The sequence below is a fragment of the Pseudomonas sp. PvP089 genome, assembly GCF_017875165.1.
Lineage (GTDB): Bacteria > Pseudomonadota > Gammaproteobacteria > Pseudomonadales > Pseudomonadaceae > Aquipseudomonas > Aquipseudomonas fortuita.
Map to the genome: position 1 here is coordinate 3,493,185 of NZ_JAGGME010000001.1, position 24,285 is coordinate 3,517,469.

At 62.3% G+C, this 24,285-nt stretch carries 22 protein-coding genes; 10 read left to right on the forward strand and 12 right to left on the reverse strand.

What is annotated here, in order from left to right; genetic code table 11:
* Positions 1-46 precede the first annotated feature (46 nt).
* A complete protein-coding gene (locus tag J3A71_RS16000) occupies positions 47-832 on the reverse strand; it encodes an SDR family oxidoreductase (protein ID WP_016486824.1) in 786 nt (261 codons plus the stop codon).
* Between the two features lie 149 nt (positions 833-981).
* Here J3A71_RS16000 and J3A71_RS16005 point away from each other — a divergent pair, with 149 nt between their 5' ends.
* On the forward strand, positions 982-1,767 hold the full coding sequence (locus J3A71_RS16005; RefSeq protein ID WP_016486823.1) for an enoyl-CoA hydratase: 786 nt from the start codon (positions 982-984) through the stop codon (positions 1,765-1,767).
* Positions 1,768-1,884: 117 nt separating this feature from the next.
* Here J3A71_RS16005 and J3A71_RS16010 read toward each other — a convergent pair whose 3' ends face one another.
* The 7 genes from J3A71_RS16010 to J3A71_RS16040 all read right to left on the reverse strand — a co-directional run bounded on the left by J3A71_RS16010 (position 1,885) and on the right by J3A71_RS16040 (position 12,484).
* Positions 1,885-3,522: a FadD3 family acyl-CoA ligase gene (locus tag J3A71_RS16010; protein WP_209953006.1), complete on the reverse strand. Its 1,638-nt coding sequence runs from the start codon at positions 3,520-3,522 to the stop codon at positions 1,885-1,887.
* A gap of 21 nt (positions 3,523-3,543) precedes the next feature.
* The gene (locus J3A71_RS16015; RefSeq protein WP_016486821.1) at positions 3,544-4,572 is read right to left on the reverse strand and encodes a ferredoxin--NADP reductase; all 1,029 of its coding nucleotides are present in this window, start codon (positions 4,570-4,572) and stop codon (positions 3,544-3,546) included.
* Entirely contained in the window at positions 4,569-6,263 is a 1,695-nt protein-coding gene (locus J3A71_RS16020) for an FAD-binding protein (RefSeq protein WP_016486820.1), read from the reverse strand. Before J3A71_RS16020 ends, J3A71_RS16015 begins: the two co-directional genes overlap by 4 nt.
* 9 nt (positions 6,264-6,272) lie before the next feature.
* The gene (locus J3A71_RS16025; RefSeq protein ID WP_016486819.1) at positions 6,273-7,982 is read right to left on the reverse strand and encodes an FAD-dependent oxidoreductase; all 1,710 of its coding nucleotides are present in this window, start codon (positions 7,980-7,982) and stop codon (positions 6,273-6,275) included.
* Between the two features lie 90 nt (positions 7,983-8,072).
* Positions 8,073-9,260 carry an acyl-CoA dehydrogenase family protein gene (locus J3A71_RS16030; RefSeq protein WP_016486818.1) on the reverse strand — a complete coding sequence of 396 codons (1,188 nt, stop codon included), beginning with the start codon at positions 9,258-9,260 and terminating at the stop codon, positions 8,073-8,075.
* A gap of 131 nt (positions 9,261-9,391) precedes the next feature.
* Positions 9,392-10,987 carry an amidase family protein gene (locus J3A71_RS16035; protein ID WP_016486817.1) on the reverse strand — a complete coding sequence of 532 codons (1,596 nt, stop codon included), beginning with the start codon at positions 10,985-10,987 and terminating at the stop codon, positions 9,392-9,394.
* Between the two features lie 60 nt (positions 10,988-11,047).
* Positions 11,048-12,484, reverse strand: a complete 1,437-nt coding sequence (locus J3A71_RS16040; protein ID WP_031312446.1) for an aldehyde dehydrogenase family protein — start codon at positions 12,482-12,484, stop codon at positions 11,048-11,050.
* Positions 12,485-12,701: 217 nt separating this feature from the next.
* On the opposite strand from J3A71_RS16040, the gene J3A71_RS16045 reads away from it, so the two are divergent.
* From J3A71_RS16045 to J3A71_RS16080, 8 genes are all read left to right on the forward strand, one after another.
* A complete protein-coding gene (locus J3A71_RS16045; protein ID WP_016486815.1) occupies positions 12,702-13,682 on the forward strand; it encodes a flavin reductase in 981 nt (326 codons plus the stop codon).
* A 42-nt stretch (positions 13,683-13,724) separates the two neighbouring features.
* Entirely contained in the window at positions 13,725-14,498 is a 774-nt protein-coding gene (locus J3A71_RS16050; protein ID WP_016486814.1) for a glucose 1-dehydrogenase, read from the forward strand.
* A 68-nt stretch (positions 14,499-14,566) separates the two neighbouring features.
* On the forward strand, positions 14,567-15,358 hold the full coding sequence (locus J3A71_RS16055; protein ID WP_016486813.1) for a fumarylacetoacetate hydrolase family protein: 792 nt from the start codon (positions 14,567-14,569) through the stop codon (positions 15,356-15,358).
* A 38-nt stretch (positions 15,359-15,396) separates the two neighbouring features.
* Positions 15,397-16,326, forward strand: a complete 930-nt coding sequence (locus J3A71_RS16060) for an acetaldehyde dehydrogenase (acetylating) (RefSeq protein WP_016486812.1) — start codon at positions 15,397-15,399, stop codon at positions 16,324-16,326.
* A 10-nt stretch (positions 16,327-16,336) separates the two neighbouring features.
* Complete coding sequence (gene dmpG, locus J3A71_RS16065; protein WP_016486811.1) at positions 16,337-17,368, forward strand: 4-hydroxy-2-oxovalerate aldolase; 1,032 nt, start codon at positions 16,337-16,339, stop codon at positions 17,366-17,368.
* Between the two features lie 67 nt (positions 17,369-17,435).
* Positions 17,436-18,761, forward strand: coding sequence for an MFS transporter (locus tag J3A71_RS16070; RefSeq protein ID WP_016486810.1), 1,326 nt, complete (start codon positions 17,436-17,438; stop codon positions 18,759-18,761).
* A gap of 130 nt (positions 18,762-18,891) precedes the next feature.
* On the forward strand, positions 18,892-19,641 hold the full coding sequence (locus J3A71_RS16075; protein ID WP_016486809.1) for an electron transfer flavoprotein subunit beta/FixA family protein: 750 nt from the start codon (positions 18,892-18,894) through the stop codon (positions 19,639-19,641).
* Entirely contained in the window at positions 19,642-20,583 is a 942-nt protein-coding gene (locus J3A71_RS16080; protein WP_023049029.1) for an FAD-binding protein, read from the forward strand. It abuts the gene before it with no gap.
* A gap of 35 nt (positions 20,584-20,618) precedes the next feature.
* On the opposite strand, the gene J3A71_RS16085 is transcribed toward J3A71_RS16080, so the two are convergent.
* The 4 genes from J3A71_RS16085 to J3A71_RS16100 form a co-directional block, all read right to left on the reverse strand.
* A complete protein-coding gene (locus J3A71_RS16085) occupies positions 20,619-21,389 on the reverse strand; it encodes an amino acid ABC transporter ATP-binding protein (RefSeq protein WP_060519957.1) in 771 nt (256 codons plus the stop codon).
* Positions 21,386-22,003, reverse strand: a complete 618-nt coding sequence (locus tag J3A71_RS16090; protein WP_219740377.1) for an amino acid ABC transporter permease — start codon at positions 22,001-22,003, stop codon at positions 21,386-21,388. The genes J3A71_RS16085 and J3A71_RS16090 overlap by 4 nt, the downstream gene beginning before the upstream one ends.
* 51 nt (positions 22,004-22,054) lie before the next feature.
* Positions 22,055-22,702 (reverse strand): amino acid ABC transporter permease, encoded by a 648-nt coding sequence (locus J3A71_RS16095; protein WP_096426059.1) that lies wholly within the window; start codon positions 22,700-22,702, stop codon positions 22,055-22,057.
* A 65-nt stretch (positions 22,703-22,767) separates the two neighbouring features.
* Positions 22,768-23,556 (reverse strand): ABC transporter substrate-binding protein, encoded by a 789-nt coding sequence (locus J3A71_RS16100; protein ID WP_031312448.1) that lies wholly within the window; start codon positions 23,554-23,556, stop codon positions 22,768-22,770.
* A 282-nt stretch (positions 23,557-23,838) separates the two neighbouring features.
* On the opposite strand from J3A71_RS16100, the gene J3A71_RS16105 reads away from it, so the two are divergent.
* On the forward strand, positions 23,839-24,279 hold the full coding sequence (locus tag J3A71_RS16105; protein ID WP_096426957.1) for an Lrp/AsnC family transcriptional regulator: 441 nt from the start codon (positions 23,839-23,841) through the stop codon (positions 24,277-24,279).
* Positions 24,280-24,285: the final 6 nt, after the last annotated feature.

Below are 24,285 nucleotides of genomic sequence, written 5' to 3' on the forward strand. Positions count from 1 at the left end.
TGCGTGTTCAAAGCGGCGCCCGCAACGCAACGCCGACGTGGGTCGATCAGTGCGGGGTAGCCTGCGCCGCACCGAGATAAGCCGGGCGTTCACCACCGCCATGCAGCAACAGGTTGCAACCGCTGGCGTAAGTGGCCAGCGGTGAAGCGATATAGAGGCAGGCGTTGCCGATGTCCTCGGGCACCGCCATGCGCCCGGCCGGGATACCGGCGCTGACCGCAGCGATGCCTTGCGCGTCGCCATAGTGCAGATGGGCAAGCTCGGTGCGCACCAGGCCTGGGCTTACCGCCACCACCCGCACCTTTGGCGCCCACTCCGCCGCCAGCGACTGCACCAGGGCCAGCACGCCGGCCTTGGCCGCGCCGTACGCCGCTGTGCCGGGCGAGGCACGCAGGCCGCTGATGCTGCCAATAAACACGATGCAACCGCCGTCGGCCTGGGCCTGCATCAGCAGGTTGGCTTGCTGGGCGACATTGAGCGGTGCAATCAGGTTGAGGCGGATAATCCCCTCATGAAAACGCGGCGAGGCGCTAGCGGCGTCGGCCGAGGGGCTGCCGCCCGCGTTGTTGACCAGCACATCGAGGCGGCCGTATTTGCTGCGGATGCTCTCAAACAGGCCTTGCAAGGAGGCCTGGTCGCGCACGTCGGCGGCGATGAAGTCCGCCTGGCCCTGAGCCACGCTCGGCAATTGCTCAGGCAGGTTGCGCCCACACACGATCACCTTGGCCCCGGCGGCCAGATAGCTGCGGGCAATGCCAGCGCCAATGCCTTTGGTACCGCCGGTGACCAGTACCACCTTGCCGTTGTAATCCAGTCCCGAGTGACCACTCATGGCACGCTCCTCATGCTTGTGTTGAGGGCCACTCTAGGGACAAAACTGCTCGACCACGTCGTCTGAACGGACGATGAAGCGTGGCGCCGCGCTGGCAACAATCCGCGCAATGGCGCCCGCTCTGCGGTGCCTACTGCCAGAGGTTGATCATGTCCGATTCAGTTACCGCGTCGGTGCTGCTGGAGTACCCGGCCCCAGGTGTCGCCCTGGTGCGGCTCAACCGCCCGCACGCCACCAATGCCCTGAGCCTGGAGCTACAGGCGCTGCTGTCGCACTACTTCATTGAGCTGGGGAGCAATGCTGATGTGCGCTGCATTCTGCTGACCGGCGGCGACAAGGTGTTCGCCGCCGGGGGCGATATCAACAGCCTGGCCGGGGTGGGTCCCATTGATATCTATCAGCGCCACACCGAGCGGGTCTGGGCGCCGATCCAGCACTGCCCCAAACCTGTGATCGCGGCGGTATGCGGTTACGCCTATGGCGGTGGCTGCGAGCTGGCGATGCTCGCCGATATCATTGTTGCCGGGCAGAGTGCACGCTTCTGCCAGCCGGAAATCAAGATCGGGATCATGCCCGGGATTGGCGGCACCCAGCGGTTGGTGCGGGCGGTCGGCAAGGCCAAGGCAATGCGGATGGCGCTGACCGGCCAGCCGATCACGGCTGAAGAGGCCTGGATTGCGGGGCTGGTCAGTGAGGTGGTGGCCGATGATCAGGTGCTCGCCCACGGCTTGAAATTGGCGCAGATGGTTGCGGCAATGCCGCCGTTGGCTGCCGAGCAGATCAAAGAGGTGATTCTTGCGGGGATGGATGCACCGCTGGAAGCGGGTTTGGCGCTGGAGCGCAAGGCCAATGCGTTGTTGTTTGCCTCACGTGACCAGAAGGAAGGCATGCAGGCATTCATTGATAAGCGGCCTGCCCGGTTTGAAGGGCACTGATGGGGCCGGCCCAGCACCACGGAACGCTCCAGGGGCCCTACGCTGCACTCCGGGCCCCCTCTCTGCTACGTCGCTACGCGATATTCCTACGGCCTGCGGGGTTGATCAATGGGGGCCTCATCGCCAGGCCAGCCCGCCCTCGCCCTGCAGAACCGCCGCACGCAGCTCAGGTTTGACCACCTTGTTCGAGGCATTCACCGGCAACGCTTCAAAGAACCGAACCTGTCGCGGCACTTTGTAGTTGGCCATCCGCTCTCTGGCCCAGGCGATCAGAGACGGCTCATCCAGGTGCTGGCCTGCACGCAATACCACGCAGGCACACCCCACCTCCCCCATGCGCTCATCCGCAACGCCGATCACCGCCACCTGCGCGATGGCCGGATGCTCGATCAAACCCGCCTCGATCTCTGCCGGATAGCAGTTGAAGCCGCCGACAATGAACATATCCTTGAGGCGGTCGGTAATTTGCAGGTTGCCATGCACATCCAGATTGCCGATGTCGCCCGTGTGTAGCCAGCCCTCGGCATCAATGGCCTGCGCCGTCGCTTGCGGGTCATTGAAATACCCCTGCATCACATGAAAACCGCGCAGGCAGATTTCTCCTGACACGCCCGTGGCCACCGGTTGATTATCTGCCGAACGAATGCACACTTCAGTGCCATCGATGGCCCGGCCGCTGGTGCCGGCAACGATGTCGGCAGGGTCATCCGGGTTGCAGATGGTCGCCAGGCCGCCACACTCAGTCAGCCCATAGGCGGTGGTCACCACGTCGACTCCGAGCTCCCGCCGCATGCGCTCGATCAGCACCGGCGGGATCGTCGATGAACCAGTCACAGCGATGCGCAAGCTGGACAGATCAGTCTGGGCCAGGCGCGGGTGGGCCAGCATCGACAAGTACAGCGTGGGCGGCCCTGGCAGCACGCTTATGCGCTCGGCGGCAATGCGCTGGAACACCGCTTCGGCATCGAACACCGCATGCGGCAGGATAGTCGCGCCAGCCAGCATGCAGGTTAGCCAACCGGCCTTGTAGCCAAAGGCATGAAAAAACGGGTTGATGATCAGGTAACGATCACCCGGCTGCAGGCCAATGACCCGCACATATTCGTTGTATGCCCGCAGGTTCTGCCCATGGGCACTCATCACACCCTTGGGTTTGCCGGTGGTGCCGGAGGTAAACAGCAAGTCGGACAAGTCCCGCGGGCCCACCGCCACCGCACGCTGGCGGGCTTGCAGCTCACTGACAGACTCGCCCCTGGCGAGAAAACTGGCCCAATCCAGGTCGCTGGCCGCCTGAGGCGGCTGTGTACCGAACACCACCAGCTGTTCCAGGCTGGCCGGACGTAGCGGCGCCAGCATGGCCGGGTAGTCCAGCCCCAGAAATACCCCTTGCGTCAACAGCACCCGCGCCTGGCTGCGCGCCAGAATATCGGCCGCCTCGGCGCCTTTCATGCGGGTATTGATCGGTACCAGCACAGCCCCCGCGCAATGCACGCCCAAGGCGGCGATCACCCAGTCGCGGCAATTGGGTGCCCAGATCGCCACGCGGTCGCCCGCCTTGATCCTCAGTGCCATCAGGCTGCGGCAGACACCCAGTGCCAACCCGGGCAAATCCCGGTAATCGGTCGCAATGCCGTCTTCCTCGATCGCTGCCCGACCGGCAAAGCGTTCAGCACTGGCGAACAACAAAGCAGGAATCGACAAAGGCAACAGGTTCCAGGCATGCACGCTGCCCGGTAATGCTGAACATGCAGTCATAGTGACAAACTCGCCATCGGGTTATTCGGGAAAGAGCACCCGCAGGTGCTCGCTGCGGGCCAGGGACTGGCAAGCCAGCGTCCAGCCCTGGTCTATCTCCTGCTGGTCAAGGGCATCGTTGCGCAACATCTGCACCTCACCCCGTTCGACCGTGCACATGCAGGTTGCACAGGAGCCGACCAGACAAGAACTTGGCGGGCTCAGGCCGGCCCGGCGCATGGCGTTAAGCAGGGTTTCACCTTCGGCGCAGGGCACCTCGAACTCTTCACCGTCCAGGCGCACCGAAAGCTGGCTGCTCGGGCGGCGGGTATCGACAGCTGCCGGCACTGCGACTTCGCCCTCTTCGGGCAGCGAGACAAAGCGCTCGACATGGACCTGCGCACTCGGCATGCCTAACGTCTGCAGGGCAGCGACGGCAGCATCCATGAACGGTCCGGGGCCGCAGATGAACGCCTCGGCACTCGCGAACGGGCGCGCCAGTTCGGCCAACTGGCTCACCGACGCAATGCCCTGCACCGAGTCGAGCCAGTGGATCACTTGCAGGCGCTGTGGGTGCGCCCTGGCCAGGGCCTTGAGCGAGTCACGGAATATCACCGACGCTTCGTCGCGGTTGGCGTAGATCAGCAGAATACGCCCAGTGCCCGCCAACAGCGCCGAGCGCAGGATGGACAGCACCGGGGTGATGCCACTGCCGCCGCCGAACAGCAGCAGGTCGGTGTCCAGCTGGCGCGGCACAAACACCCCGGCCGGCGCCAGCACCTGCAAGGTATCGCCCGCCTGCACGGCGTCACAGAGCCAGTTCGAGGCGCGCCCATCGCGCACCCGCTTGATCGTGACCCGCAATGGCTCATCGAGCAGTGGCGTGCTCGACAGAGAGTAACAACGCGGCAACCACCCCCCCTGGTGAGGCACACGCAAGGTCAGGAATTGCCCTGGTCGATAGCGCAAGCGCTCGGCAAGCGCTTCTGGCACCTCGAACTCCAGGGAGCGGCTGTCGGCAGTCTCTTCAATCACGCGGGTTACACGTACTGACAGGTAATCCAGGCTCATATCAATTGCTCGCTGGGTTCGATTTCGATGTCAGCCGTGGCCGCCGTCAACGACCGTCCGGCACGTCGCCCGGAAAACACACAATCGGCCAGCGACAGGCCGCTGACGTACAAATGGCAGGGAATGCCGATGGCGGTACGGCCGGCGGCGTACAAACCGGGTATTGGCAGGCCTTCAGGGCCCAGCACCGCGCCGCTGTCTTCATTGACCTTGAGGCCGCCCAGGGTCAACGCCCCAAGGGGGAACAAGGGGTTGCTGACAGAGATGTCACAGGCATAGTAAGGGCCCTGGTCGAGTACCTGACGGCTGCTTTGCGACTTGCCAAAGGCATCCTCGGCGTCCCCCCGGGCAGCTGTGTTGTAGGCTTGCAATGCGCTGCGCAATACATCCGCGCGCATGCCCGTGGCCTGGGCCAACTGCTCGATGCTCTGGCCTTTGCGCACACCGCGCAGCATCAGCAGCAATGCCGGCAAGCTCTGGAACCACCAGTAACCGTCGAACAGCGCTTGCTTGATCGACTGCTTGCGCAGGCGTGCGTCCAGCACCAGCCAGGCCTTGCCGCCCTGCTCTTCACACAGGGGCTGGCCCAGGGTGGCGCCGTAGACTTCTTCGTTGACGAAGCGCTGCCCGAGGGTGTTGACCACAATGCCCTTGGGCCAGCACAACGGTGGGTTGATAAAGCGCCAGGCCGACACCCGCTGCAGTCGGTCGCTGACCCCACCGACACTCACGCCCAGGCGTACGCCACTGCCATCGCAGCCGGTCGCGCCGACTTTGAAGTTGCGGCGAAACTTGGGGGCATGCTCGCTGACCATCTCGCGGTTGAAGATGAAGCCACCGGTGCTCAGCACTACGCCACGCCGGGCGCGTACCAGCCGCGGCCGGGCAAAGTCGAGTTCCAGCTGGTGCACGCGTTTGCGCAAGGTATCGCAGTAGCGCGGGGCAAAGTTCTGCAGCCGTTCGGCACGCGCAGCCAATTTGGCATGCAACCGAGCCTGGGCACTGCCGGCCGGCAGGCACCACAGTTCCACGCCGACGACCCTGCCCGTGTGATCCCTCACCAGACGCCGGGCAGCGGACTGAACTTGCGGCCGCACACCGTTGCGCAGGCAAGCCGCCTTCAGCTGCGCGTACAGCACCGCGCCACATTGGCCCCTGCCTACCGTGCGATGGCCACGCGGGGCCGGCGGCAACTCGCTTCGGTGCGACGGCACCAGCTCATTGCCGGAGTAATACAGAAACTGGCCATCGGCTGGATACGAGGTTTTGCCACCGGGCGGCATGCTGTGGGCATAGGGCACGCCATGCCCCTCCAGCCAGGCCAGGTTGCTGGCACTGTCCTGGCAAAACCGCCGCAAGGTAGCATCGTCGACCACACCCTGGGTTTCGTGCTTGAGATAGGCGAACATCGCTTCGGGCGTGTCGCTGAACCCAGCGGCCTGCTGCTGGCGGGTGCCACCGCCGGCGTAAACCACGCCACCGCTTTTGGCACTGGCACCGCCGCCGGTAAAACGGTCGGCGACCAGCACGTCAGCACCCTGGGCGCGGGCCTCAAGGGCGGCGCAGGCACCGGCCGCCCCCCAGCCGATCACCAGCACATCACAGTGGTCATCCCAGAGCATGGCGTCGGCATCGGCCACCTGCAATGCCGGCTGGATATCGGTACATGTCGATTTGACAGCGGCTGGCATGGCAATTCCTCAACGGTTGGCAGCAATGTGATAGGCCGCGATATAGCCGAACGTCATGGCCGGCCCCAGGGTGCCGCCCGCACCGGGATAGCTGGTGCCCATGACCGACGCCGAGCAGTTGCCAATGGCATATAGGCCAGGAATGACCTCGCCGTCCTGGCTCACAACCTGGGCGTGTTCGTTGGTCAATAGCCCACCTTTGGTGCCGATATCGCCAGCGTCCAGGCGCATCGCGTAGTACGGCCCCTTGCTCAGGGGCGCCAGGCACGGGTTGGGTTTGACGTTGCTGTCGCCGTAATAACGGTCGAACACGTTACCGCCACGGCCGAAGTCGGCATCGACGCCGCTGCGGGCGTAGGCGTTCATCTTCTGCACGGTCTGCTCGAGCCCTGCGCGGTCGACGCCGATCTGCGCCGCCAGCGCCGCCAGGCTGTCAGCCTTGAAATACAAGGTATTGAGCCATTCCTTGCGCAGTCGGCTGTCGGGCATGACCTGGGCCGGCATCAACGGCCCCATGGCGTAGTTGAAGCGAAAATGGCCGTCGAAGATCACCCAGGATGGGATCGACTTGCCGCCGGTGTGCTGGTTGTCGCGGTACATGGCGTCGACAAATTCCAGGTACGGCGCTGCCTCATTGACAAAGCGCCGGCCCAGGCTGTTGACCACGATGGCACCAGGGAACGCCCGCTCGGCAAATATCCCACGGGGTTTTTCTTCGCCGGGCACGGTAATGGTCGGCGCCCACCAGGCCCAATCCATCAGGGCGGTCGCCGCACCCAGTTCGATACCGGCTTGCAACGCAGCACCGGTGTTGTTGCCCGGTGGCGTGGCGCTCCAGTCACGCAGGGTGGGCTGTGGTAGGTAGCGCTCGCGCAAAGCCTGGTTCTGTTCAAACCCCCCGGAGCCGAAGATCACCGCATGGCGGGCATGCAGCTGCAGCGTCTGCCCGTCACGACAAACCTGCATGCCAATGACCCGGCCGTTATCGGTGATCAGGTTCTGAAAGTCGGTGTTCAACCACAGTGGGATGTTGCGGTCCATCAACGAGCGGCGTAGCGACGCAACCAGCGCACTGCCCAAGGCCGCGCGGCGGTCGCGCCGGCTTTTGCGGCGCCATTTGAAGTCGAGCTTGTAGCGCAGCATCAGGCCGAGAATCAGCAGGCGCCAGCCAAAGGAGCGCGACATGGCCTTGTGCGCGTGCCGGGCGGTCCAGGCGATGCGCCCCATCAGCAGTGTCGAGGGTGACGGTGTGCGCAGGTTGGCCAGTTCATCACCGAGCAGGCTGGTATCGAACAGTTCCGGGTCGAGGGTGCGCCCCCCGGCCAGCGAGCCTGGCAGTTGCGGATAGTAGTCCGGGTACTTCGCCGCCACGGCGTAACGCACATGGCTGTTGTCCACCAGGGCCCGGATCATCTGCGGCGCGTGCTTGACGTAGGCACGCAAGCGCTTGTCATCGCCATGCTCACCGGTGGCAGCTTTGAGGTACTGCAGGGCCAGCTCCACACTGTCGCCACCGCCTTTGGCGGCAAAGTAGTGGTTATTGGGAATCCAGATGCCGCCGCCGGAGATCGCCGACGTACCGCCGAACTTGTCGCTTTTCTCGACAACCAGTACCGATAGACCCTGCTCGGCAGCAAACAGCGCCGAGGTCATCGCACCGGCACCGGAGCCGACGACGATCACGTCGTAGTGTGAAACAGGCTGAGCTTTAGCTGTCATTGTTGTTGTGCCTTGGCTGTGATCGGAAATTTCCCGGCGTGCCGGCCAGGGGTGCGCATACCCGGGCCTGCAGCTAGGCCCGGGCACGGCTCATACGTAAGGATCAGGGTTGGGCAGGCCCAGTTGCACGGCGCCAAGGCTGCGGCTGAAGGCCATGTAGTTGTTGGCGATATGCCCACGTGCCTGGTGCAGGTCGCGGAACAGGCGCGCCACGGGGTTGGTGTTATAAAGCCCGGAAGCGGCCATGCAGCGCAGCAGTTCGTTGACCTTCTCGGCGCAGATATTGGTGACATAGGAGGATTGGTAGCGGTACAGCAGACGGGTTTCCACATCCGGGTACTCACCCGCTTCGGCCAGCGCCATCAGGTGCGCGTAGTTCCGCTCCAGTACCAGCCGCAGGCTGTCGACGATGATCGTCGCCTCGGCAACGGTGGTTTGCGCCACCGGGTCATCGGCGGTTTTCATGCCGTGCTTGCCGATGTGCGCAGCGGCATTGGCACGAAATTCGTTGATCGCCCCCTGCAAGGCACCGATGGCCGATGAGGACACAGCGCGCGTGAACACCTGGGCGAAAGGAATGGCATAAATCGGATTGGTGTTCACCAGGCGTCCTGGCGTCGCGTCCAGCGTGCAGTTATTGGTGCGTTGCACGCGGTGTGCCGGCACGAAGGCATCTTCGACCACAATGTCGTGGCTGCCGGTGCCGCGCAGGCCCAGCACGTCCCAGTTGTGCTCGATACGGTAGTCGCTGCGCGGGATCAGGAAGGTGCCGTGCTCCGCTGCACGGTCGCCATCGGCGGGCAGCACCCCGCCAAGGAAGCACCATTGGCAGTGTTCGCTGCCGCTGGAAAAGCCCCAGCGACCACTGATGCGATAACCGCCTTCGACCACGGTTACCTTGGCCACGGGCATGTAGGTGGACGAGATCAGGGTGGTATGGTCCTGGCCCCATACATCGCGCTGGGCCTCGATCGGGTAGCGCGCCAGCTGCCAGGGGTGTACGCCCATCACGCCATAAATCCACGCTGTGGACATGCAGCCCTCGGCGAGGATCATCTGGATTTCGAAAAACGTCCGCGGATCGACCTCGTAGCCGCCAAACGCACGTGGTTGCAAGGCCCGCAACAAGCCGGCCTGTTGCAATTCGAAGATGGTTTCGTCCGGTACCCGGAACTCGCGGTCAGCGCGCGCGGTGCGGCTTTTGAGGGCGGGCACCAGGCGCCGGGCGTGTTCAAGCAGTTCGATTTCTTCCGGCGTTCTTACTCGCATGCTGTCCATCCGTTCGTTCTCCCAATCTCGTTGCGCGGTTGCGCGAGTCTTGGTTGATGATCGAATGCAGCAGGCGAATATTCATCGTCAAAGCGGACTAGGGAAACACGGTACGGCGCCGTCCCTGGCGCCTTTCAGGCTCAGATCGCGGCGCGCCTGGCGGCCCACGGGCGGTCCTGCTCCAGCTGCGAGGCCAGGCGCAGCAGCACGTCTTCCCCGCCCAGGCGAGCGGTGAACATCATGCCCACTGGCAGGCCGCTGTCACTCATGCCCAACGGCAAGGAAATAGCCGGCTGGCCGCTGACGTTGGCCAGCACGGTAAACGCGGCACTGCCCATGGCCTTGCGGGCGTAACTTTCGTAAGGCTGGTTGAGCGAGAGCTCGCCCAGGGCCGGCGTCAGGCTGGCGGTGACCGGCGAAAGGATCACATCAAAGCGCTCGAACTGCTGTTCCATGGCCATGCTGATGTCTTCGAACGCATGCCGGGCACGCACTACCCCCTCACCCGTGGCTTTCGCTGCACGCTCCAGCACACCAAAGGTGATGCTTTCCAGATCCTGCGGCCCCAACGCGCGGCCCAGGGCTTTCTCCCGGTCATTGACCGTGACCAGCAAGGAGTTGCCGATGGCAACGCCGTGGGCGCCGAACAGCTGCTGGGCCTGAATCGGCAAGCGCAGTTCTTCCACTTCGTGGCCAAGGCCCAGCAGTTGCTTGATGGTGTCCTCCAGAACCTTGGCAATCGCCGGGTCCAGCGGTGCCCCGGTCAGCGATTCCCGCACCAGTGCAACCCGTAAACGGCCCGGGTCACGGCCCAGCTCCTCGACGTAGGGACGTACCAGCGGTGAGCTCCAGTACGGGCTCCCTGGTTCGTGACCCTGACCGGCATCAAGAAACAACGCGGTATCGCGCACGCTGTGCGAGACCATGTTGGCGACACTGGCGCCAAACGAGCCTTCCAGGCGGGCCGGCCCGCTCGGCGTGCGGTAGCGTGTCGGCTTGAGGCCGACCAGCCCGCAGTAGGACGCCGGGATCCGGATCGAGCCGCCACCGTCGGTGGCATGGGCGACCGGGACGATACCGGCGGCAACCGCCGCGGCGGAACCACCGGACGAACCACCCGAGCTCAACGCCAGATTCCAGGGGTTGCGGGTCTGCCCCCATGCCAACGACTCGGTGGTGGTGGTCAGGCCGAACTCCGGGCTGGTGGCTTTACCAAAAGGCACTGCCCCGGCGGATTCATAACGGCGGATCAAGGTGCTGGTAACGCTCGAAGGGGGCGCGTCCTTGAACAGCCGGCTGCCGTTGCTGGTGGTCGTGCCCTGCAAGTAGGTGTTGAGGTCCTTGAGCAGGATCGGCACGCCCGCCAGCGAGCCCTGGGTCAGGGTGCCGGCCTTCTGCCTGGCCGCCAGCAACGCGCGGGCATAATCGTCATGGCGCATGTTGACTGCGTTGATCTTCGGGTTGACCAGGTCACAACGGGCGAATGCTGCGCCGAGCAAGTCTTCGGCACTGAAGTGGCCGGCCTGCAAGCCCTTGGCCATGGCCCAGGCATCCAGGCCCAGGTAATCGCTGGCCGACAAGCCGCCTGCGGCCCGGGCATCGGCAAAGCGCCCCAGTAGCCCGACGCCCAGCGCCACCGCGCCGGCCTTGAGCACCTGCCGGCGCGGCCATCCGTCAGCGGCGTCGGCACCCGCTGGGGCAAGCGTGTCGGCCAGTGGCAATGCGTTTTTTTCCATGTGCAGAATTCCGTTTTTTATTGTGTCTGTTCGATTCGCTCAGCGCGCCGGTTTCCCCGATCAGTCCGGGGTGATCTGCGCTTTCATCGCGGCCAGGAAGTGTTCGCTGTAAGGCGGTAGCAGGCCCCATTCACCGCGCGGATCATGCTCGGGCGCCTTGAGTACTGTGCGCAGGTGGCTGAACTCGATAAAGCCTTCGCGACCGTGGTAGTGGCCCATGCCTGACCCGCCAACCCCACCGAACGGGGCATCATGCAAGGCGGCATGCATCATCACATCGTTGAGGGTGACACCGCCGGACAATGTGTGCTCCAGCACCTGGCGCTGCTCCTTGGCGTCGCTGCCAAAGTAGTAAAGGGCCAAAGGCCGCGGGCGGGCGTTGATCTGAGCGATGACCTGATCAACCTCATCAAAAGGCAGAACCACCATTGCCGGGCCGAAGATTTCTTCATGCAGAATCAGGCTGCCTTGCGGCGGGTCGATCACCAGTTGCAGCGGTCGGCGGCGGTTTTGCTCATCAGCCGCTTGCGCGTAGGGCAGGCTCACTACCCGGGCACCGGCTTGAAGCGCCTGCTGAACCAGGTTTTCAACACGGGACAGGTGTTGGGCATTGACCACCGCGACCACGTCCGGGTTGTCGCTCACCTCAGGGATGAACTGGCGGTAAGCGCTGGCAAAGGCCTCAAGAAAGGTTTCCAGCTGCTCGCGTGGCACGTAGACCAGGTCCGGGTTGATGCAGACCTGGCCACTGTTGGTGGTCTTGGAAAGCGCAATACGAAACGCTGCGGTGCCCAGGTCGGCGCTGCGGGCGACGATGACCGGCGACTTTCCGCCCAGTTCCAGCGTCAACGGCACCAGGTGTTCGGCCGCGTTACGCATCACGGACCTGGCCACCGCGGTACTGCCGGTAAACACCAGGTGGTCGAACGGCTGTGCGGTGAAGGCCTGGGCCAGGTCCGCGCCACCGGTGACCACAGCCACTTCGAGCGGATCGAACGCCTCGGCAAACAGCTTCGCCACCAGCGCAGCAGTGCGTGGCACCACCTCCGAAGGCTTGAGGATCGCCCGGTTACCCGCCGCCAACGCCGAACCCAGGGGGCTGAGCAAGGTATACAGGGGGGCGTTCCAGGTGCCCAGAATGCCCACCGTACCCTTGGGCTGATACATCACCCAGGCCTCGGCGCCCAGCTGATCGTAAGGGCTGAAGACGGGCCGCGGCTCATCCTGCATCCATCCTTCGAGGTGGTCGCGCGCGTGCTTGAGGGACCCGAGCGAACCCAGCACATCATTCATCAACGAAAAACCCTGGGGCCGGCCGCCAAAGTCCGCATCCATCGCCTCGGCCAGCGCTTCGTGGTGCGCCACCAGCATGTCGATCACCCGCTGGATCCGCGCGCGGCGGGCCACGGCAGTGACAGCCCCTTGAGCGTTGAACGCAGCCTTTTGTTCACGCAGCAAGGCCGACAGCATGTCGACGGAAGAATTTGCACAACTCATTGGTGCCTCCTCAACTGAACAAGGGCCAGCATGTCGCCTCTGTGCCCACCATGGCCGTCGTTGCACGACGCCCTGCCCCGCAAACTAGCCCCAGACCCCGGAGACCGCCTCGTCCAAGTGGACGATCGAGCCAAAAACGTTAGTCCGTTGAGACGATGCAAAGCCCCGTGACGCTGGGAATACTGCCAGCACGCACACTCATTCCATGAGGCCCATCATGGCAACGCCCGCCTGTTTCGACCCTCAAGCGTTTCGCGCCGCGCTCGGCACCTTTACCACGGGAGTGACCATCATCACTACCAAGGCCGAAGACGGCTCGCCCGTTGGCATCACGGCCAACAGCTTCAACTCGGTCTCGCTCAACCCACCTCTGGTGCTCTGGAGTCTGTCCAAGAATGCCCGCAGTCTGCCGGTGTTCAGCGGTGGTCGCCACTGGAACGTGCACGTTTTGTCGACGGAGCAGGAAACGCTGTCCGGCCGCTTTGCCCGCCAGGGTGAAGACAAGTTCTCCGAAATCCAGCTCGACACAGGTATCAGCGAGGCACCGCTGCTGCAAGACTGTACGGCGCGCTTCCAATGCCGCACAGCCTTCCAGTATGAAGGCGGCGACCATGTCATCTTCGTCGGCGAAGTGCTCGCTTTCGACCATAGCGACCGCGCGCCCCTGGCCTTCCAGAGTGGCCAGTACGCTCTGGCGATGCGCAAGCCGCGCAACGAACTGCGCCTGGCAACTACCCCGCCACCGCCCGAGTGCAGTTACACCGAAGACTTGCTCGGCTACCTGCTCGGGCGCTCGCACTACCAGATGCTGTTTGCACTGCGCCGCCTGCTGAAGAACCAGCAGCTCGATGAACACGCGTTCTTCATTCTCTCCACCCTGTGCATTCGGGACAACCTGACCCTGGACGAGATCAACGCCTTCGTCGGCTACACCGGCCATGTGGTCAGCGCCACCAGCATGCGCTTCCTGGAACGCCAGAACCTGGTCGCCCGTGAGCTTGATAATGAGCAGGTCCGCTATGTGCTCACAGCCGACGGGCGGGAGGCTTCGCTGCAGGAGGTGGCCCTGGCCAAAGCCGTCGAGGAGGATATCGCTGCCCGTCTTGGCGCCGGTGATAGCCAGGCACTCAAGGTGTTGCTCAAGCGCCTGATCGCCACCTCCGACCCGGGCTTGCCGGACCTGTGGGCGCCGCGCTAAGCACTGTGTCTTCCCTGAACCATTAGAACAATAAGGACAGCCATGAGCATTCTGCAACGCTTCAACCTCACTGGCAGTGTCGCCATTGTCACCGGCAGCGGCCGCGGCATCGGTCGCGCCATTGCCTTGGCCTACGCCGATGCTGGCGCTGATGTAGTCTGCAGCGCCCGTTCGCTGGCAGATGTCGAGGCCGTCGCCGAAGAGGTACGCAGCCGAGGGCGGCGCGCCCTGGCCCTGAGCTGCGATGTCACCGACAGCGAACAGCGCTGCGCCTTGGTCGCCAACGCCGCCGAACAGCTGGGGCGCATCACCCATCTGGTCAACAATGCCGGGGGCGGCGGCCCCAATGACCCGCTGAAGATGAGCCCGCAAGACTTCGAGCAGGTGTTGAGCTTCAACGTCAGCGCCGCCTATGCCCTTTCACAGCTCTGCGTACCCCTGATGCGCGACGCCGGGGGCGGCAACATCATCAACATTACCTCGGTCGCCGCCCGTTATGCCCAGCGCCATTTCAGCGCCTATGGCACCGCCAAGGCTGCCCTGACTCACCTGACGCGCCTGCTGGCACAAGAGTTTGCGCCGCAGATCCGGGTCAATGCGGTGGCGCCAGGGCCAATCCTGACCGACGCCCTGGCCGGGGTCATGCCCGATGCCATGCGCAAAACGATGGAAAGCAACACCCCGCTCAAATGCCTGGGGCAACCAGAGGACATCGCCGCCGCGGCCCTTTACCTGGCAAGCCCCGCCTCGGCCTGGGTCACCGGCAAGATCATCGATGTCGATGGCGGCGCCGATTCCAGTGTCTGGCCGGGTTGAGGCCTTTTTGCCGGGCGTGCCTGCAGCTGGCCCGGCCTGTTATCCACTTGCCACAGAGCGACCTCCCTATGGATGCGCAACTGATTGAAACACTGGGCGACGAGCTGTTCCATGCCCTGAACGCACGCCAGAGCCTGCCCCCGCTGACCCAACGTTACCCGGCCATCAGCCTTGACGACGCCTACCAGATCTCCCGGCGATTTCTGGCGCGTCGCGAAGCGGTGGGCGAGCAAGTGATCGGCAAGAAAATCGGGGTGACCAGCCGCGCCGTGCAAGAAATGCTCGATGTGCATCAGCCCGATTTTGGTTTTCTAACCGACCGTATGCAGGTTGCCGATGGCAGCGACATCAGCTTTGCTGCCCACCATCTTGTGCAGCCACGGGCCGAAGGCGAGATTGCCTTTGTACTGGGCGAAGACCTGCAAGGTACCGATATCACCGCCAACGATGTGCTGGCGGCCAGCGAGTGGGTTATGCCGTGCTTCGAAATTGTCGACTCGCGTATCGAGAACTGGCAGATCCGCATTCAGGACACCGTTGCCGACAACGCTTCATGCGGTGTTTTCGCCCTGGGCCAGCAGCGCGTCGATCCGCGTGAACTGGACCTGGCCGAGGTCCAGTTGCACCTGTTCAAAAACGGCCTGCCGGTGGGCAGCGGCCTGGGCTCGGCGGTGCAAGGCCACCCCTGCGCCGCCGTGGCCTGGCTGGCCAACACCCTGGGCCGACTGGGCATCCCGTTTCGCAAGGGCGAAATCATTCTGTCCGGTGCCCTTGCGCCACTGGTACCGGTCGCACCGGGTGACTTCGTCAGCCTGTCGCTGAGCGGCATGGGCGAGATGCACCTGAACTTCGTGCCCTGAGCCTGCGGCCGTTCCTTCTTCTGATCGAGAACAATGCCATGAGTAAAAAGATAAAATGCGCCCTCATCGGGCCCGGCAACATCGGTACCGACCTGCTGTACAAGCTCAAGCGCAGTGAAGTACTGGAGCCCGTCTGGATGGTGGGTATCGACGCCACCTCCGAAGGCCTGGCCCGCGCCGCCGCGCTGGGCCTGAAGACCACCAGCGAGGGCGTCGACGGCCTGCTACCGCATGTAATGGAAGACGGCATCCAGATCGCCTTCGATGCTACCTCCGCGTATGTGCATGCCGAAAACAGCCGCAAGCTCAATGCCTTGGGTGTGCTGATGATCGACCTGACGCCAGCAGCCATCGGCCCCTACTGCGTGCCACCGGTCAATCTCAAGCACAACCTAGGCCTGGGCGCGATGAACGTCAACATGGTGACCTGTGGCGGCCAGGCGACCATCCCGCTGGTGGCCGCGGTGTCCAGCGTGCAGCCGGTGGCCTATGCCGAGATCATTGCCACGGCGGCCTCGAAATCGGTCGGCCCAGGCACACGCAAGAACATCGATGAATTCACCCGTACCACCGCTGCGGCCGTGGAACAGGTTGGCGGCGCAAAAAAGGGCAAGGCAATCATTATCGTCAACCCCGCCGAGCCGCCGCTGATCATGCGTGACACCGTGCACTGCCTGACCGAAACCGAGCCTGACCAGGCAGCCATCACCGCCGCGATTGCCGACATGATCAAGCAAGTCCAGCGCTATGTGCCCGGCTACAAGCTGGTCAACGGCCCGGTGTTCGACGGTAACCGGGTGTCGATTTTCATGGAAGTCGAAGGCCTGGGCGACTATCTGCCCAAATATGCCGGCAACCTCGACATCATGACCGCCGCCGCCGCGCGCACCGCCGAGATGTTTGCCGAAGCGATGCTCAAAGGCGAGCTGACCCTGCGTGCCAGCAGCCCACAACCTGCCATCGCCTAAGGAGCGCACCATGGACCTTCACGGCAAATCCATCACCGTCCACGACATGTGCCTGCGTGACGGCATGCACCCCAAACGCCACCAGATCACCCTGCAGCAAATGAAAGACATTGCCTGTGGCCTCGACGCCGCCGGTGTGCCGTTGATCGAGGTGACCCATGGCGATGGCCTGGGTGGCAGTTCGTTGAACTATGGTTTTCCGGCGCACAGCGACGAGGCGTATTTGTCGGCGGTCATCCCGCTGATGAAAAACGCCAAGGTCTCCGCACTGCTGCTACCGGGCATCGGCACGGTCGATCACCTGCAGATGGCCTACGAACTGGGCGTCAGCACGATTCGCGTCGCCACTCACTGCACGGAAGCAGACGTGTCCGAACAGCACCTTGGCGCGGCCCGCAAGCTGGGCATGGACAGCGTCGGGTTCCTGATGATGGCCCATATGAACAGCCCGCAAGGCCTGGCCACCCAGGGCAAGCTGATGGAGAGCTACGGGGCCAATTGCATCTACATCACCGACTCGGCCGGCTACCTGCTGCCCCACGACGTCAGCGCGCGGGTCGCGGCGCTGCGTGCAGCGCTCAAGCCCGAGACTGAAATCGGCTTCCATGGCCATCACAACCTGTCGATGGGCGTATCCAACTCGATCGCGGCCATTGCCGCTGGCGCCACCCGTATCGATGCCGCGTGCGCAGGCTTGGGCGCGGGTGCTGGCAATACCCCCATGGAAGTGCTGGTGGCCGTCTGCGACCGCATGGGCATTGAAACTGGCGTGAGTGTGTTTGGTATCCAGGACGTTGCCGAGGACCTGGTGGTGCCGATCATGGACTTCCCGATCCGCAGCGATCGCGATGCCCTGACCATGGGCTATGCGGGTGTCTACGGCTCGTTCCTGCTGTTTGCCAAGCGCGCTGAAAAAAAGTACGGCGTCCCGGCGCGGGAAATTCTTGTCGAAATGGGCCGGCGCGGCATGGTCGGCGGCCAGGAAGACATGATCGAAGACACCGCGATGACCCTGGCCAAGCAACGCCAAGCCAGCGCCTGACCGCTTCACGGGGCCCAGGCACAGCTTGGGCCATTGCCCATCTCTGCGGTTTGACCGGGAGTCATCCATGAGCAGTACGCACCCTCAACCCATCGGCTGGCGCAGCCATGGTCTGCTGTTTGTGCTCGCGATGATGTACGCCGACAACTTTGTCGGGCGGCAGATCATTGCCGTGATGATCGAACCGCTCAAACAAGAGTTCGGTGCCAGCGACACCGCCATGGGCCTGGTTTCGGGCCTGGCCTTCGCTGCCGTCTATGTGCTGCTGGGCCTGCCAGCCGGGCGCCTGGCCGATCGCCTGTCACGCACACGCCTGCTGGCCATTACCTGCTCGTTGTGGGCGCTGGCAACGGTGGCCTGCGGCCTGTCCACCAGCTTTGCGATGCTGGTGATCGCACGCATGGCGGTAGCAGTCTTCGAGTCACCAAGCACCTCGACCTCGATGTCGATCATTGCCGATATCTACCCACCGCACCGGCGTTCTTTTGCCATCAGTTGCTACACCGCCGCGCCGACGTTTTCGACCATCGTTGCCCTTAGTGCCGGCGCCTGGGTGGTCGACCAATATGGCTGGCGCAGCGCTTTTTTTGCTGTCGCCCTGCCTTCCCTGCTGATCAGCGCGGTGTTTGCCTTTTTGATGCGCGACCCGGTACGGGGTCGCTTCGACCTCCCCCATAGCCACGCCAGCCAGGGCGCACCGCCCATACAAAGCCTGCTGGGCAGTGCGCGGGCACTCATGGCACAGCCTGCCTACCGTTGCCTGGTGCTGGCTTGCGGCATTACCACCTTCAGCGCCTATGCCTTTGCCATGTGGAATGCCAGCTTCCTGGTGCGATCGCATGACCTGCCCTTGCACTACGCGGGCCTTCTGGCCGGCTTGGTAGGCGGCACCTTTGCCGGGCTAGGGGCGTTGTTCAGTGGATGGCTGACCGACCGCCTGGTGATCAGGAGCCAGCATTGGCAAATCGGCATTCCGCTCATCGGCCATGTGCTCGGCAATTGCGCATTGATCATCTACCTGCTTTGGCCACGTGACATCCTGCTGCATGCGGGTGCAGTTCCGGTACCCAGCGCGATGCTCTGGTGTGCGCTGGGCAGCTTTTTCTCGGTATGGTGGGTCGGCCCCTGCTTCTCGTTGTTGACCCAGTTGGTGCCCGCCCACCGCAGGGCGACTGCCGTCGCCCTGCAGACCATTATCTCGACCTTGTGCGGAGTCGGTATCGGCCCGTTGGCAACCGGGCTACTGAGCGATGTACTGATGCCAGTGCTGGTGGACGAGTCGCTGCGCTACGCCCTGCTGCTGGTCAGCCTTACCATCGTCATACCGATCGTGCTGCTCTGGCGGACCTATCAACACCTGGCCGCCCCTTCGCGCCTTTCTGCGTATGCCTGAAACCTGAGCACTGGCGCACAATCGCCGATCAACTAGTTGAAACGGACGATCCACCCGCACATTCCCTACGTTACCGTCATTGTCAGACACCCGCTGCCCCGCGTTCGCAATATCAATGACTGGAGAGCTTATGAGGATACTGGTAAGCGTCAAACGAGTGGTCGACTACAACGTCAAGGTTCGCGTCAAGGCGGACAACTCCGGCGTCGACCTTACTAACGTCAAGATGTCCATGAACCCCTTCTGCGAAATCGCCGTGGAAGAGGCCGTACGCCTGAAGGAAAAAGGCGTTGCGACCGAGATCGTTGTCGTTTCCGTCGGCCCGACCTTTGCCCAGGAGCAACTGCGTACCGCCCTGGCCCTGGGTGCCGACCGTGCCATCCTGGTAGAAGCCGCTGACGAGCTGAACTCCCTGGCGGTGGCCAAGGCGCTGAAAGCCGTTGTCGACAAGGAGCAGCCTCAGCTGGTCATCCTTGGCAAGCAGGCCATCGACAGCGACAACAACCAGACCGGCCAGATGCTGGCTGCGCTGACCGGCTACGCCCAGGGCACCTTCGCCTCCAAGGTGGAAGTCGCCGGCGACAACCTGAATGTCACCCGTGAAATCGATGGCGGCCTGCAGACCGTATCGCTGAACCTGCCAGCCATCGTCACCACCGACCTGCGCCTGAACGAGCCACGCTATGCGTCGCTGCCGAACATCATGAAGGCCAAGAAGAAACCGCTGGAGACCGTCAAGCCTGACGATCTGGGCGTTTCGCTCGCCTCCACCAACAAGACCCTGAAAGTCGAAGCGCCGGCTGCCCGCAGCGCGGGTATCAAAGTCAAGTCGGTGGCCGAGCTGGTCGAGAAGCTGAAGAACGAAGCGAAGGTGATCTGAATGACTGTCCTGGTTGTCGCTGACCTTCTACAAGGTCCTGAGAACGGTGCAGTAGCACCGTCTACCCTGAACACTGTTGCCGCAGCTGCCAAGATCGGTGGTGATGTGCACGTGCTGGTCGCTGGCCAGAACGTCGGTGGCATTGCCGAGTCTGCTGCCAAGATCGCGGGTGTGGCGAAAGTGCTGGTTGCCGACAACGCAGCTTACGCACACGTCCTGCCGGAGAACGTGGCGCCGCTGATTGTCGAGTTGGCCAACGGTTACAGCCACGTGCTGGCCCCGGCCACCACCAACGGCAAGAACATCCTGCCACGCGTTGCCGCACTGCTGGATGTGGACCAGATCTCCGAGATCATCTCGGTCGAGTCCGCCGACACCTTCAAGCGCCCGATCTATGCCGGTAACGCCATTGCCACCGTGCAATCGAGCGCTTCGGTCAAGGTCATCACCGTGCGTACCACCGGCTTCGACCCAGTCGCCGCCGAAGGTGGCTCGGCCGCTGTTGAAGCGGTGGGTGCCGCGCACAACGCCGGTATCTCGGCCTTTGTCGGTGAAGAGCTGGCCAAGTCCGACCGCCCGGAACTGACCGCTGCCAAGATCGTCGTTTCCGGCGGCCGCGGCATGGGTAACGGTGACAACTTCAAGCACCTGTACAGCCTGGCCGACAAGCTTGGCGCGGCCGTCGGCGCTTCGCGTGCTGCGGTCGACGCAGGCTTCGTGCCGAACGACATGCAGGTCGGCCAGACCGGCAAGATCGTTGCGCCACAGCTGTATATCGCCGTCGGTATCTCCGGCGCGATCCAGCACCTGGCCGGCATGAAAGACTCCAAAGTGATCGTTGCGATCAACAAGGACGAAGAAGCGCCGATCTTCCAGGTGGCCGACTACGGCCTGGTCGCTGACCTGTTCGAAGCGGTGCCAGAGCTGGAAAAGCTGGCCTGACCCGCCTGCCTGGTTTTTGAAGAAGCCCGGCCCTCTTACAAAGGGTCGGCTTGCAAATGCTTCTTCAAAAAAGCCCGGGTACGATCCTGCACCGGGTTCCTCAGAATGTCCCCAGGAGCCCCCTGTTCCACAACAACCCCACCATCCATGAATACGATCTGGTCAGCAACCTCGCCGGCAAAGCGCATCTCATGCGTGACGATCAACATGGTCATGTGCTCGGCCGCCAGTTGCTTCATTACCAGGTTCACCTCTTCCACAAGCTCCGGGTCCAGGGCTGAGGTCGCTTCATCGAACAACATCACCTTGGGTTGCATGGCCAACGCCCGGGCAATGGCAACGCGCTGCTTCTGCCCACCGGACAAGCGCGACGGATATTCGTCAATCTTGTTTTCCAGCCCGACCTTTTGCAGGTACTCCAGGGCCAGCGCTCTGGCCGCACTTTTCGAGTAGCCTTTGAGCTTCACAGGCCCTATCGCGACGTTTTCACAGACGGTGAGGTGCGGGAACAGATTGAAGTGTTGAAACACCATGCCCATCTGCTGGCGCACCCGGTTGATGTGCTGCTCGAAGGCGCGGCCTTTCAAGGGGCGGTTGACCTGATCACCATCCAGCCAGATTTCACCGTCATTGAGCACTTCGAGATGGTTGATCGACCGCAGCAAGGTGCTTTTGCCAGAGCCACTCGGGCCGATGATAGCGAAGATCTGCCCACGCGAGACCGACAGGTCGATGCCCTTGAGCACCTCAAGTGTGCCGTAGGCTTTGCGAGCGCCCTTCACTTCTACCATAGCGTTGTTGTTCATCGTGACATCTCGACCTTGGCTTCAATAAGATGCAACCCGGCCTCGAGCACCAGGTTGGCCACGTAGTAGATCACTGCGACGGCGATATAGAATTCGAACGGGCTGTACGTTTCGCTGACGGCCAACTGGGCGCTGTAGACGAGTTCGGCGATACCGATGATCGACACCAGTGAAGTGTCCTTCAGCAACACAATGAGGTTGTTCCCCAGTGGCGCAATGGTTTTTCTGAGCGCCTGCGGAACAATGATGTAGCGCTGGGTCATGGCCTTGCTAAGGCCAATCGAGCGCGCGCCCTCTATCTGGCCTGGGTCGACCGCCTCGATCCCGGACTTGATCACCTCGGCGTTGTACACCGCAAAATGCAGGCTTAGCCCGATTACCCCCGCAGCCAGCGCCGGAATATCGATACCCACCTGAACCAGCCCGTAATAGATCAGATACAGTTGCAGCAACAATGGCGTGCCCATCAACAGCCAGGTCACGAAACGCACAGGCAGTGCCATGGCTTTCGGCGCATACAGGTCGATCAAGGCGAATAACACACCCACCATCAGGCTGATGACGCTGGAACAGAGAAACATGACAACCGTCCACCACAGACCGGTTGCCAGCATTTCATAGTAAGACGTGATGACACTCAGGTTGAACCCTTCCACTGGCACTCCTCACTGGGTTGCGTAGCGCCGGTCCAGCACTTCCACCAGGTACTTGACCGCGTAGACCATGACGATATAAAGCAGCGCCGACACCATGAATATCTCGAACGGTTTGTAGGTTGAACTGATGAAGCGCTGCGCGGTGTAAGTCAGTTCGACCACCGAAATGGCCGACACCAGGGCAGAACCCTTGATCAGACCGATAGCATTTACGCCAAGCGGTCTGATCATCAGCCTCATTGCCTGGGGAATGATGATGAACAGCAACGTCTGCCTGCGGCTGAAGCCAATCGACCGTGCGCCCTCCTCCTGGCCCGGGTCGACATTATCGATAGCCCCTCGAATGGACTCCGACATATACGCCGCTATATTCATGCCTAAACCGATCACCGCAGCAGCAAACGGCTCAAGCTCAATACCTATTTGTGGCCCACCAAAATAGATAATGAACAACTGCACCAGGCAGGGTGTACCGCGAAAGACACTGACGTAGATTTTGGCTGCCCACCGCAAGAGAATAAATGGCGATAACCGGCACGCCACCAGCACGCATGCAAGGAGTAAACCCAGTAAGAGTGATAGCAACGAAATCTGCACAGTTACCCAGGCGGCGTTCAGGAAGAACGGGTAGGTGCGATGGATCAATGACAGGTCCATAAAAACCACTCACAAAATTCAGCCAACCCGGCCCAACCTGTCGGTCAGGCCACTCCAGGTGTGCATCAGCGAATATCGCTACCCACCCATTTCATGGAGATTTCTTTATAGGTGCCATCGGCCAGAATCTCGTCCAGCGCCTTCTGCAACTGGGCCTTGAGTTCAGGGTTGTTTCTGCGAATGGCAATGCCCAGGCCTTCACGGCCACCCTGCTCGTCCGGCAGGCTGATGATGCGCACCTTCTGCCCGGTCTCTTTTACCGCAACCATGACCGGAATACTGTCCATCACTACCGCGTCGATACGACCGGCTTCCAGGTCCACCAGCATTTCCGGTAAGCCTTTATAGGTGCGCACTTTAAGATTGCCGCGATTACGCGCCCATTTGTCATGCGAGTCGCCCAACGTAACGCCAACGGTGACATCCTTCAGGTCATCAAGCCCCTTGATCGAAGAGTCTTCCTTGACGCCGATGGTACGGCCTGCATGGTAATAAGGGCCCACGAAGTCGACGGCTTTCAGCCGCTCGGGGGTAATGGTCATCGAGGCAATGACAGCGTCATACTTCTTGGCCAGCAGCCCGGCGATAATGCCGTCAAACGGTGTGGTGATAATTTTTATATTCACACCCAGACGCTGGGCGAGTGCTTCACCAATGGAGGCGTCGAAACCGACAATTTCATTCTTTTCATTGGCGAAACTGAACGGAGAGTATTGGCCACTCATTGCCACGCGCAGTACTTTTGAATGTTGAACGGCCTGCAAATCATCGGCGTGCGCCATGCCGTGAGAAAATAATGCAGCCGCTGCAACAGCGGTGGAAGCCAGTAGCATCCTGGTTTTTCTTGCCAGCATCGAGGCACTCCTTGGAAGTTTCTATTTCTTATTGTCTTGGGTTCTGAGGCCCCAACCTTCACTGAGAGCTTTGCACACTGATCCCTTGAAATTACCCTGCAATGTGCGCGTTCGACTGGCACATTGCCGGAATCGACCGACACAATGCCGGCACTACTTCGGGCCTTGAAAAACTGGAGTAGTGTCTGCCGATGCACTAAAAACAAGCAAGTATTCGGCTGGTTTACCTACTGTACTTTGGGCGGCCAGTCACTTATCGGTGATCAGGCGGGAGTGTCAGCATTGCGCGAATTAGACGTCAAAGATCGAGAAATCCTCGACATACTCTCCAAGGAAGCGCGTGTGGCACTCAAAGCGCTGGCTGCAAGAGTTGGCCTGTCAAGAAGTGCCACCAGCGAGCGGGTTTTGCAACTGGAACGCAGTGGGGTCATTCGCGGATATCGCGCCGACATCGGTGAAATCGATGCCCATGTCATACGGGCAATCATCCTGGTAGCGCTGAAACGTACACCGGCACTTGGGTTGTTGGACCTTCTGGCACAGAACGCCCAGGTGAAACGGGTTTCATCGGTCAGCGGGCAGCTCGACTTGATAGTGGAGGTCGAAGCACGGACGATTGATGATTTGAACCGTGTGCGGGACGCCGTGGCATGCCACGACTCTGTAGATGACATTACTACGGCAGTAGTGTTGCGGCGTGACATAGACCGGCAGAAGGCGTGATGCAGG

What these genes read in the sequence shown, in the direction of transcription:
- J3A71_RS16000 (WP_016486824.1), bottom strand. Translation starts at nt 832, where the DNA reads ATGAGTGGTCACTCGGGACTGGATTACAACGGCAAGGTGGTACTGGTC.
- J3A71_RS16005 (WP_016486823.1), top strand. Translation starts at nt 982, where the DNA reads ATGTCCGATTCAGTTACCGCGTCGGTGCTGCTGGAGTACCCGGCCCCA.
- J3A71_RS16010 (WP_209953006.1), bottom strand. Translation starts at nt 3,522, where the DNA reads ATGACTGCATGTTCAGCATTACCGGGCAGCGTGCATGCCTGGAACCTG.
- J3A71_RS16015 (WP_016486821.1), bottom strand. Translation starts at nt 4,572, where the DNA reads ATGAGCCTGGATTACCTGTCAGTACGTGTAACCCGCGTGATTGAAGAG.
- J3A71_RS16020 (WP_016486820.1), bottom strand. Translation starts at nt 6,263, where the DNA reads ATGCCAGCCGCTGTCAAATCGACATGTACCGATATCCAGCCGGCATTG.
- J3A71_RS16025 (WP_016486819.1), bottom strand. Translation starts at nt 7,982, where the DNA reads ATGACAGCTAAAGCTCAGCCTGTTTCACACTACGACGTGATCGTCGTC.
- J3A71_RS16030 (WP_016486818.1), bottom strand. Translation starts at nt 9,260, where the DNA reads ATGGACAGCATGCGAGTAAGAACGCCGGAAGAAATCGAACTGCTTGAA.
- J3A71_RS16035 (WP_016486817.1), bottom strand. Translation starts at nt 10,987, where the DNA reads ATGGAAAAAAACGCATTGCCACTGGCCGACACGCTTGCCCCAGCGGGT.
- J3A71_RS16040 (WP_031312446.1), bottom strand. Translation starts at nt 12,484, where the DNA reads ATGAGTTGTGCAAATTCTTCCGTCGACATGCTGTCGGCCTTGCTGCGT.
- J3A71_RS16045 (WP_016486815.1), top strand. Translation starts at nt 12,702, where the DNA reads ATGGCAACGCCCGCCTGTTTCGACCCTCAAGCGTTTCGCGCCGCGCTC.
- J3A71_RS16050 (WP_016486814.1), top strand. Translation starts at nt 13,725, where the DNA reads ATGAGCATTCTGCAACGCTTCAACCTCACTGGCAGTGTCGCCATTGTC.
- J3A71_RS16055 (WP_016486813.1), top strand. Translation starts at nt 14,567, where the DNA reads ATGGATGCGCAACTGATTGAAACACTGGGCGACGAGCTGTTCCATGCC.
- J3A71_RS16060 (WP_016486812.1), top strand. Translation starts at nt 15,397, where the DNA reads ATGAGTAAAAAGATAAAATGCGCCCTCATCGGGCCCGGCAACATCGGT.
- dmpG (WP_016486811.1), top strand. Translation starts at nt 16,337, where the DNA reads ATGGACCTTCACGGCAAATCCATCACCGTCCACGACATGTGCCTGCGT.
- J3A71_RS16070 (WP_016486810.1), top strand. Translation starts at nt 17,436, where the DNA reads ATGAGCAGTACGCACCCTCAACCCATCGGCTGGCGCAGCCATGGTCTG.
- J3A71_RS16075 (WP_016486809.1), top strand. Translation starts at nt 18,892, where the DNA reads ATGAGGATACTGGTAAGCGTCAAACGAGTGGTCGACTACAACGTCAAG.
- J3A71_RS16080 (WP_023049029.1), top strand. Translation starts at nt 19,642, where the DNA reads ATGACTGTCCTGGTTGTCGCTGACCTTCTACAAGGTCCTGAGAACGGT.
- J3A71_RS16085 (WP_060519957.1), bottom strand. Translation starts at nt 21,389, where the DNA reads ATGAACAACAACGCTATGGTAGAAGTGAAGGGCGCTCGCAAAGCCTAC.
- J3A71_RS16090 (WP_219740377.1), bottom strand. Translation starts at nt 22,003, where the DNA reads ATGCTGGCAACCGGTCTGTGGTGGACGGTTGTCATGTTTCTCTGTTCC.
- J3A71_RS16095 (WP_096426059.1), bottom strand. Translation starts at nt 22,702, where the DNA reads ATGGACCTGTCATTGATCCATCGCACCTACCCGTTCTTCCTGAACGCC.
- J3A71_RS16100 (WP_031312448.1), bottom strand. Translation starts at nt 23,556, where the DNA reads ATGCTGGCAAGAAAAACCAGGATGCTACTGGCTTCCACCGCTGTTGCA.